This window comes from Streptomyces albicerus (genome assembly GCF_008905045.1).
GTDB lineage: Bacteria > Actinomycetota > Actinomycetes > Streptomycetales > Streptomycetaceae > Streptomyces > Streptomyces albicerus.
The window spans coordinates 87,555-96,387 of sequence record NZ_VWMY01000047.1 but is presented as its reverse complement, the minus strand read 5'-3'; the positions used below and the strand labels follow the sequence as shown (position 1 = coordinate 96,387).

At 66.9% G+C, this 8,833-nt stretch carries 6 protein-coding genes and 1 pseudogene; 3 read left to right on the top strand and 4 right to left on the bottom strand.

The annotated features are described in order from the left end of the window. Positions 1-192 precede the first annotated feature (192 nt). Both GAS53_RS36180 and GAS53_RS36175 read right to left on the bottom strand, forming a co-directional pair. Positions 193-718, bottom strand: a pseudogene (locus GAS53_RS36180) (DUF6328 family protein). A gap of 131 nt (positions 719-849) precedes the next feature. Next, on the bottom strand, positions 850-1,914 hold the full coding sequence (locus tag GAS53_RS36175) for a fatty acid desaturase family protein (RefSeq protein WP_151481994.1): 1,065 nt from the start codon (positions 1,912-1,914) through the stop codon (positions 850-852). Between the two features lie 996 nt (positions 1,915-2,910). Between GAS53_RS36175 and GAS53_RS55495 the strand changes: the two genes are divergently transcribed. Both GAS53_RS55495 and GAS53_RS36165 read left to right on the top strand, forming a co-directional pair. Beyond that, positions 2,911-3,078, top strand: coding sequence for a hypothetical protein (locus GAS53_RS55495; protein ID WP_192583433.1), 168 nt, complete (start codon positions 2,911-2,913; stop codon positions 3,076-3,078). Positions 3,079-3,299: 221 nt separating this feature from the next. After that, entirely contained in the window at positions 3,300-3,497 is a 198-nt protein-coding gene (locus GAS53_RS36165; protein ID WP_318723314.1) for a hypothetical protein, read from the top strand. Positions 3,498-3,943: 446 nt separating this feature from the next. On the opposite strand, the gene GAS53_RS36160 is transcribed toward GAS53_RS36165, so the two are convergent. Continuing rightward, complete coding sequence (locus GAS53_RS36160) at positions 3,944-5,314, bottom strand: RICIN domain-containing protein (RefSeq protein ID WP_404829376.1); 1,371 nt, start codon at positions 5,312-5,314, stop codon at positions 3,944-3,946. Between the two features lie 31 nt (positions 5,315-5,345). Beyond that, the gene (locus GAS53_RS36155) at positions 5,346-6,776 is read right to left on the bottom strand and encodes an endo-1,4-beta-xylanase (protein ID WP_151481992.1); all 1,431 of its coding nucleotides are present in this window, start codon (positions 6,774-6,776) and stop codon (positions 5,346-5,348) included. A 600-nt stretch (positions 6,777-7,376) separates the two neighbouring features. Here GAS53_RS36155 and GAS53_RS36150 point away from each other — a divergent pair. Then, positions 7,377-8,833 (top strand): non-reducing end alpha-L-arabinofuranosidase family hydrolase (locus GAS53_RS36150; protein WP_151482006.1); only part of this gene is annotated, 1,457 nt, incomplete at its 3' end.

Here is an 8,833-nt window from a genome sequence, read left to right as displayed (position 1 = left end):
AGGACACCGACGCACAAACCGAGGAACTACGGATCGCGCTCAGGCAATACCGGGAGATCACCGAACGGCTGCTGCACATGTCGGCGCCCGCCGGCCGGTGACACCGTCACTCCGTAGCCAGCACAGCCGCCGCAGTCCGCCGGTACGTGAACCACACCGGCCAACCGCGGCGGCTGTGCGCTGCTGAAGCACTCAGCCCGATCCGGCCGGCGGCTCCGAAACAGCCCGGGCTTCGGACCGTGCGGCGTGCCGCCTGACGAACTGCGGCAGCACCCCCCCCACAGGCCGCCGCACACCAGCAGCGTCGCACTCCCCGCAATCACACCCTCGACCCGGCCGAGCACCACGTCCACTACGAGCAGCACGGAACCGGTGAGAGCCAGCATCAAAACGCTCGTACCCGCCCCGCCAGCCGTGAGGAGATCATGACGATCTCAGGCTTGGCCCCGCGCTGAAACAGCGTGCGGTGCAGCGCGGCCGGCGTGGTGAACAGAGCCGCCGCGAGCACCGCGAGCAGCAGCGTCGTGATGTACATGGTGCGCTGCGCCGTGTCGAGCATGGGGAAGCGGGCGGTGAAGGCCAGTGTCAGCAGAAACGCGAACAGGATCTGGACCCCGGTCTGGATGATCCTCAACTCCTGGAGCAGCTCGCCGAAGTTGCGGTCGGCCCGCTCCAGCGTTGTCTCCTCGCGCGGCGTACGGGAATTCTCCTCAGCCATGCCCCGGCAAGCTACCCGAAGGCTATGGAACCGTCCCCCGGCCGAACCGAGCATCCGCACCTGTCGAGGCTTGCGCGCGAGCCTCCAGAGGCGTCCGAAACAGCCGAACGCCTGAGTTCCGTCCGTGCGGTTCAGCCGGTCGGTACGGCGAAGCGCAGGATGCGGCCCCAAGTGGAGCCGTACTGCCGCCACAACGGTCCGGTGACGTACGGGATGCCGTGCTTCTCGCAGAGTTCACGCACCTGCGGGGCGATCTCAGCGTAGCGGTTGCTGGGCAGATCCGGAAAGGCATGATGCTCGATCTGATGGCCCAGGTTGCCGCTGAGGACGTGGAACAGCGAGCTGCCCTCGATATTGGCGGAGCCCTGGATCTGGCGCAGGTACCACTCGCCTCGGGTCTCGCCCTCGATGTGCTCCTCGGTGAAGGTCTGGACGTCCCCGGGGAAATGGCCGCAGAAGATGATGGTGTGCGTCCACAGATTGCGCACCGTGTTGGCGGTGAGGTTCCCGAGCAGACAGGGCAGCGCGGAGGGCCCGGCCAGCAGCGGGAAGAGCACGTAGTCCTTGGCGAGCTGGCGGGTGGCCTTGGCGAGAAACCCGCTCACGTCGCCCAGGAAGGAACGCCACGACTTGCGGCCGGCGGCGACGACATCGGGCTCCAGGTCGTACAGCGCGATGCCCCACTCGAAGAGGGGCGCGAGCAGGAAGTTGTAGAGCGGCTGGGCGAGATGGCGCGGACGCCAGCTCTGGTCGGCGCTCATCCGGAAGACGACGTACCCGAGGTCGCGGTCACGGTCCACGACATTGGTCCAGGTGTGGTGCAGATGGTTGTGAGTGTGCTTCCAGGCCTCGGCGGGCGTGAGGAAATCCCACTCCCAAGTCGTGGAGTGGATGGCCGGGTCGCCCATCCAGTCCCACTGGCCGTGCAGGATGTTGTGGCCCAGCTCCATGTTCTCCAGAATCTTGGCGAGAGAGAGCATCGCGGTGCCCGCCGCCCAGGCGGGCGGGAACAGCGAGAAGGCAAGCGCCATCCGCCCTCCCGCTTCCAGACCGCGCTGGGTGGCGATCACGGCATGGATGTAGCGCGCGTCGTCGGCACCGCGCACGGCGATGATCTCGGAACGGATCCGGTCGAGTTCCTTGCCGAATTCCTCGCCGAGGGTGGCTTCGGTGGGCGCGAGAGCGGTAGCAGTCACAGGGGACTCCTTGCAGGGCTGGGCGTTGAGGGTTGACGGTCCGGTTGCCGCCGATTCGCAGGTCCGGCTCAACCGGCCGACCGGGGCGTGAGGTTCGCCGGTACGGGTCACGTACGCGGCCGCACGTCCGGGGGAGCGAGGCAGCCGAAGCAGCTGCCGCGTCTGCAGCCGTATGGCGTCACCCCACCCGCCGACTCGCCTGCGCGAGGCGGCGGCAGGCGGAGATGTTCTGTGTGGAGCCGGTTCGCAAGGCAGGCCCTGAGCGTGGTCAACGAACTCCGGTTGGCGCTCACCACGCTCGGGTCGCCGACTGGCGGAAGGGCCACGTCACGGTTTGCTCGATGCCCTGACATCGGCCTGGGACGTGACACATCGTCGCCGTCGAGGCAGTGTCGACGATGTCCAGCGGTCAAGTCCGCTCCCGCCGAACGAGAGTTCACGAAGGCGCCGTCGAGACCTGCGTGCACCACGCGCCTCCCTGGAACGGAGCAACTGGGCTGCTGCCGGGGGCTCGGGCCTCACCAAGCAGCCTAGTGCCACCCCCGCAGAGCGAACAGTGCGCCTGCGGCCGACCTCCGGGGTCGTCGGCCAGGTCGTCGTACCGCTCGGCCCGGAATCGCAAGATCGTGGACTGGTCCTCTCGCGTGACCCTGCGCCCCTCGGTCGGAGTCCGGAGGTAGCCCAGCGCCCCTGGCCATGGTGCACAGAGTGGCCGGGTGTGCCGAGAACGTCCACGGGGCGGCCCCGGCTTCGGCGCGCTCGGCGAAGCCCCTCTGACTCACCCGCAAACGCGGGTCCCATACCCACCGGTCGGCGGACATGAGGCCGCGCGTCCCCACAACGAACCTCCGTGCCTACGAGGGAACTTGACCTCGAAGTCCGGCGCGGGTCTGCAGGGAGACCGATCCATCACGAAGCCCCGGGAAATAGCACCATGCACGTTGTGAGGTGAAGTTGGACGGGCGCCGAAGTAGGCCAACCAGCCGTGGGGTAACGGTGGTCATCACATCTGAGACCAAGATCCGGACCATATACGGGCCAATGACCCACCACCCGTCGCAAAAGTCGCTGTTGCAGCCGGTCAACGACGCGCAAGACTCGTACCACCAGCAGACGAAGAACCTGCTGGTGAGCTACTCGCCGAAGAAGCTGGGCTTCTTCTAGCGCGTGAAGTCGGTTGCCTGGAGGCATCGTTGTACGCCAGGCAACCCGACACAGTAATCACGCTTCGGGATCAACTCGGCACCCAGGGCTTCGGCAATGTTGCTTGATGTCCGGTTTGTGACCGTGTGAGTCCCAGGAGCGCGAACGGTCGGTGGGCGTCGCGGGCGTTGTGCCGCAGGGCGGAAGCGATGTTGGTCTTGCCGGCCAGGCGGACGGCGCCGATGGCAAGGTTTCGCCAGGTCGCCTGGAGTGAGGACGCCTCACGCGTGCGCACCGGCAACGCACCCCGGGCCATGGCCAGCCTGCGCAACCTCGCCCCCGGAGCCCTCCGCCTCGCTGGACGCACCAACATCGCCACAGGCCTTCGCCACCACGTGCGCGACGCCACCCGCGCCCTGGTCACACTCGACATCACGTGATCAACGCCAACAGATCCACTGAACGATGTCGCCCTGCCTCGCGACCACACTGTGAAGAGTGTTACAGAAGGCCGGGCCAAGACGATGGGCCTCATCCTGATCGGGCGCGCGCGCGGCGCCGTCGAGGCCGAGCGGGGCAGCCCGGTCTCCGGCATGGCCCGCCGACCATCTCCTGGAGGAGGCCGCCGAGATCACCGCCACCGTCGCCCTCGTTGAGCAAACCCGCGGCCGTGGCGGCCTGCGAGGCCGTGAACCGGGCGGGCGAGACCTCCCTCCGCGTGGGCGTGTTCTTCGAACGCCACTTCTCCCACGGCCTGTTCGCCGGCCGTGACCCGTCCGAAGGCGTGGGAGCTCTCCTGAAAAGGCCTCTCCACCCTTCTATCTGGGATGGACGTCGACGGAGTGGAGCCAGGGTCATCCTGGCTCCACTCCGTGGTGCGGCCGTGTCACTGGAACTGTGCGAAGAACCTCCAGATCTCTGCTTTGGTCCAGGTGGTGACGCCGCTTTCGCCAGAGGAGCCGTCGACCGGGCCGGGTATGTGGCCTCCGTCGAACGCGGCCCACTGGACCGGATATCCGGCACGGCAGCCCGAGTAGGTGGTGGTGATGTGCGTCCGGCTGCCTGGCGCGGGCTCGCGCGGGCTTTGGACAGTGCAGCCGTTGTTGGCGACGAGCTTGTCGCGCAGGGACCGTCCTTGCCCGATGTTGAGGACGTTGTCGCTGATGCCGTGGATTCCGAAGTAGGCGATGGGCTGGGTGCCGCCGCTGCACCCGCTGATCTGAGCGCCGGAGATGACCGCGACGGCCCTGAAGACGTTCGCCCGGCTGCATGCGAGTGCGTAGCTCATACCGCCGCCCCAGCTGAATCCCGTGGCGAAACGCTGTGCCGGGTTGACACAGAGGCCGCCCTCGATTCGCCGGATCATGTCGTCGACGAAGGTGATGTCCTCACCGCCCGAATTGGCCCAGCCGTTGCCGAGGCCCTGGGGGGCGACGAGGATCGCGCCGTTGCTCGACTGTTCCTGTTGGCCGTAGTAGGACCAGGCGTTCCCGCTCGTGCCGCCCGAGGCGACGTCGCCGGCGGTTCCGCCCCGCCAGTGGAACGCGAAGATCAGCCGGTAGGGGTGGCTGTTGTCGTAGTTGGCGGGAACCCTGAGGATGAAGCTGCGGCTCTTGCCGCCGCTTTGAATCGTGTGCGTACCGCTCGCCAGAGTCGGGGCGCTGCCGCATCCGCCGCCACCACCGGACGACAGCTTGATCATCTGCCATTGCTGGTTGGCGCCGCCCCAGTCGGAGTACTGGACGACGTTGCCGCCGTCGGCGGTGGAGGCGCCCTGCACCTCCACCGCCTTACTGCTGGTGCGGTTGATCAGCCGGACGTGGCCCGCGTCGGAGTCGGCCAGGCGGAACTGCTGGTTGGCCCCGTTGTGGTCGGCCCACTGCTGGATCGCGGCGCCGTCTGCGGTCGAGGCGCCGGCCACGTCGAGAACCTTGTCCGAATGCCGGGCCTTGAGGCGGTAGAAGCCGCCGCCGGAGTCCACGAACTGCCACTGCTGGTTGGTTCCGTCGCTGCGCGTCCACTGGCTGACCCGCGCGCCGTCGGCGGTGGACGCGCCAGAGACGTCCAGCGCCTTGCCGCTGTTGCGATTGACCAGGACATACCAGGCATTGGTGTCCACCGTCGCCGCCTCGGCGGGCGCCGGATTCACCGCGCCGAGCATGCCGATCGCGAGGGTCGCCGCCACCACGGCGGCGACCCGGGACCACCAGCCATGTCTGCGTGGAGGGGCGGGGGAAGCCGCACCGTAGGTCTTCATCGACTCACCCTTTCGTCAGTGGCAGGTCCCATCAGGTGCGGGTCCAGCGTTGGTTGCTGCCGTTCGAGCAGGAATAGAGCTGGATCAGGGTGCCGTTGGCGGTGCCGCTTGCGGCGGCGTCGAGGCAGAGGCCGGACTGGACGCCGACGATGGACCCGTCGGAGTTGAGGCGCCATTTCTGGTTGTCGCCGCCCCAGCAGCTGTAGATCTGGACTTTGGTGCCGTTGCCGGTCCCGGCGGCGTCCAGGCACTTGTTGCCGTAGACCTTGAGCTCGCCGGCGGCGGTGTGCGTCCACTGCTGGTTGGTGCCGTTGTTGCAGCCCCACAGCTGGAGCTGGGTGCCGTCGGTGGTACTGGTGTTGGGCACGTCCAGGCAGCGGCCTGAACCGACGCCCTTGATCGGTCCGGAATCCGAAGGGGGCGTAGAGGAACCGCCGTTGAGTGCGTTGAGGACGGCGGTGTAGGCGGGCTTCTTGCTGCCGTCGCCGTTGAACAGCAGCGGCGAGTGCTCCGGTCGCCAGGAGTCGGTGTCGCGCACACCCCAGACGGTGATGCCGAGGCAGCGCGGGACGGCCAGGCAGTCGTTGGTCACGTTGGCGTAGGTCGTGGCCGGGGCGCCCTGGATGTCGAGTTCGGTGATGGCCACGTCGACACCGAGGGCGGCGAAGTTCTGCAGGGTGGTGCGGAAGTTGCTGTTGTAGGGGCTGCCGCTGTTGAAGTGCGACTGGAAGCCGACGCAGTCGATCGGTACGCCGCGCTGCTTGAAGTCTCGGACCATGGCGTACATGGCCTGGGTTTTGGCCCAGGTCCAGTCCTCGACGTTGTAGTCGTTGTAGCAGAGCTTGGCGGCCGGGTCGGCGGCGCGCGCGGTGCGGAAGGCGACCTCGATCCAGTCGTTGCCAGTGCGTTGCAGGTTGGAGTCGCGCCGGGCTCCCGAACTGCCGTCGGCGAAGGCCTCGTTCACGACGTCCCACTGGGCGATCTTGCCCTTGTAGTGGGCCATCACGCCGTTGATGTGGCCGATCATCGCCTGGCGCAGCGTGCTGCCGCTGAGGCTCTGCATCCAGCCGGGCTGCTGGGAGTGCCAGGCCAGGGTGTGGCCGCGCACCTGCTTGCCGTTCGCCACCGCCCAGTTGTAGACGCGGTCACCGGCGGTGAAGTTGAACTGGCCCCGCTGCGGTTCGGTGGCGTCGATCTTCATCTCGTTCTCGGCCGTCACCGAGTTGAACTCACGGCCCGCGATCGTCGTGTACGCCGAGTCGCCCAGCCTGCCCGAGGCGATGGCGGTGCCGAAGTAGCGGCCGCTCTGCGCCGCCGCGGCGCCGAGCGTGTTCTCGGCGGCGTGTGCGGTTGGCGGCGCGACCAGTACGGAGACCGTACCGAGGATGCCGACGACCAGCGCCAGCAGCAGGCCGCGGATCTTCCGGCGGATAACGGGTCTGGGAAGGGCATACGAGCCCATGACTGTGCCTCCAAGGTAGAAATCACGGAAGGACTGAAGCGCAGGGGAATGCGTCATCCCCTCCCACTCGGCAAACGGACGGGGCGGGCCGGAACCCGGGCAGCACGGTGGCGCAGGTGCTTCATTGCGCGGATCTGCGGTGCAGCTGTGCGTGGATCTGCGGTGCAGCTGTGCGTGGATCTGCCGTGCAGCACAGCTACTCAGGGCGACGTAGTTCGGAATCTCGAACTACGGTCGGTCACCCAGAGAGGGATGATTGAGGGATTGACGGTGAATCGTCAATACTCGCCACCGAGAAAGTTTCTGTTCGTTGCCCGAATCTTTCGGGATCGCTACGAGCGACGGACGCCGCTTGCTCAACTCCCCTTCCCAGCGCGGGCCCTTGGACTGGCGAGCCTCATCGCGAACTTCCGGAGTGCCGGGAGGAACTGTTTGTGGACAGATCGGCGACAGACCTTGACCAAAGGGCCCCACATTCCTAGCTTGTGGCGTCAAAGGTTCGGAGAGGTCTTCGAAAGTTTCGAGACTGTCTCTGCCCCCGGTACGGCCGTGCCGCGGTTCATCGGCGTCACCTCACCCCGCCCCCAAGGAGGCCTTCTCATGTGGTTTCGCCACCCGTCCCCGGTCCGTCTGAGACGCTTACTCGCAGTCCTTTCGCCCTTGCTGCTCGTGGCTACTTTCCTCGGTGCCCAGCCCGCCGACGCGGCGACCGTAGACCCCAACACCTCGTATGTGCTGGTCAACCGCAACAGCGGCAAAGCCCTGGACGTCTACAACATGGCGACCAACGACGGCGCCCGCATCACCCAGTGGACCAGGAACGATCAGAACCAGCAGCAGTGGCAGTTCGTCGATTCCGGGGGCGGCTACTACCGCATCAAGTCCCGCCACTCGGGCAAGGTGCTGGACGTCCACAACTGGTCCACCGCGAACGGCGGCTCGATCGTCCAGTGGGCCGACCTGAACGCCACCAACCAGCAGTGGCGACTGGCCGACAGCTCGGACGGCTACGTGAGGCTCATCTCGCGCCACAGCAACAAGGCCCTTGAAGTACAAGGCGCCGCCACCGCCGACAACGCGAACATCGTCCAGTACGACGACTGGGGCGGCACCAATCAGCAGTGGCAGTTCGTCAAGGTCGGCGGCGACAATCCCCCCGGCTCGTGCAATCTCCCGTCGACCTACCGCTGGACGTCCACGGGCGCGCTGGCGCAGCCCAAGGCCGGGTGGGCCTCGCTCAAGGACTTCACCGTCGTCCCCTACAACGGCAAGCATCTCGTCTATGCGACGACGCACGGTGCCGCGGGAACGGGAGCGGGCTGGGGTTCGATGAACTTCGGCCTGTTCAGCAACTGGCCGGAGATGGCCTCGGCCAGCCAGAACACGATGTCGAACTCCGTCGTGGCGCCCACGCTCTTCTACTTCGCGCCGAAGAACATCTGGGTGCTCGCCTACCAGTGGGGAGGTGGGAGCGCCTTCTCCTACCGGACGTCGAGCGACCCCTCCAACCCCAATGGCTGGTCCGCACAGCAGGTGCTCTTCTCCGGAAGCATCACCGGCTCCGGCACCGGCCCCATCGACCAGACGCTCATCGCTGACGGCCAGAACATGTACCTGTTCTTCGCCGGTGACAACGGCAAGATCTACCGGGCCAGCATGCCGATCGGGAACTTCCCGAGCAGTTTCGGCTCGACCTACACAACGATCATGAGCGACACGACGAACAACCTGTTCGAAGCCCCGCAGGTCTACAAGCTCCAGGGCCAGGACCGCTACCTCATGATCGTCGAGGCGATCGGCTCGCAGGGCCGCTACTTCCGCTCGTTCACGGCCACAAGCCTCAACGGCTCATGGACACCCCAGGCCGCGACCGAGAGCAACCCCTTCGCCGGCAAGGCCAACAGCGGCGCCACCTGGACCAACGACATCAGCCACGGCGAACTGATCCGCACCACCGCCGATCAGACCTTCACCGTCGATCCCTGCAACCTGCAGCTCCTCTACCAGGGACGCAGCCCCAACTCCGGCGGCGAGTACGGCCACTGGCCCTACCGGCC

Excerpts from the sequence above, each read along its gene's own strand:
- GAS53_RS36165 (WP_318723314.1), top strand. The coding sequence starts at position 3,300 with ATGGCAAGGTTTCGCCAGGTCGCCTGGAGTGAGGACGCCTCACGCGTG.
- GAS53_RS36160 (WP_404829376.1), bottom strand. The coding sequence starts at position 5,314 with ATGAAGACCTACGGTGCGGCTTCCCCCGCCCCTCCACGCAGACATGGC.
- GAS53_RS36155 (WP_151481992.1), bottom strand. The coding sequence starts at position 6,776 with ATGGGCTCGTATGCCCTTCCCAGACCCGTTATCCGCCGGAAGATCCGC.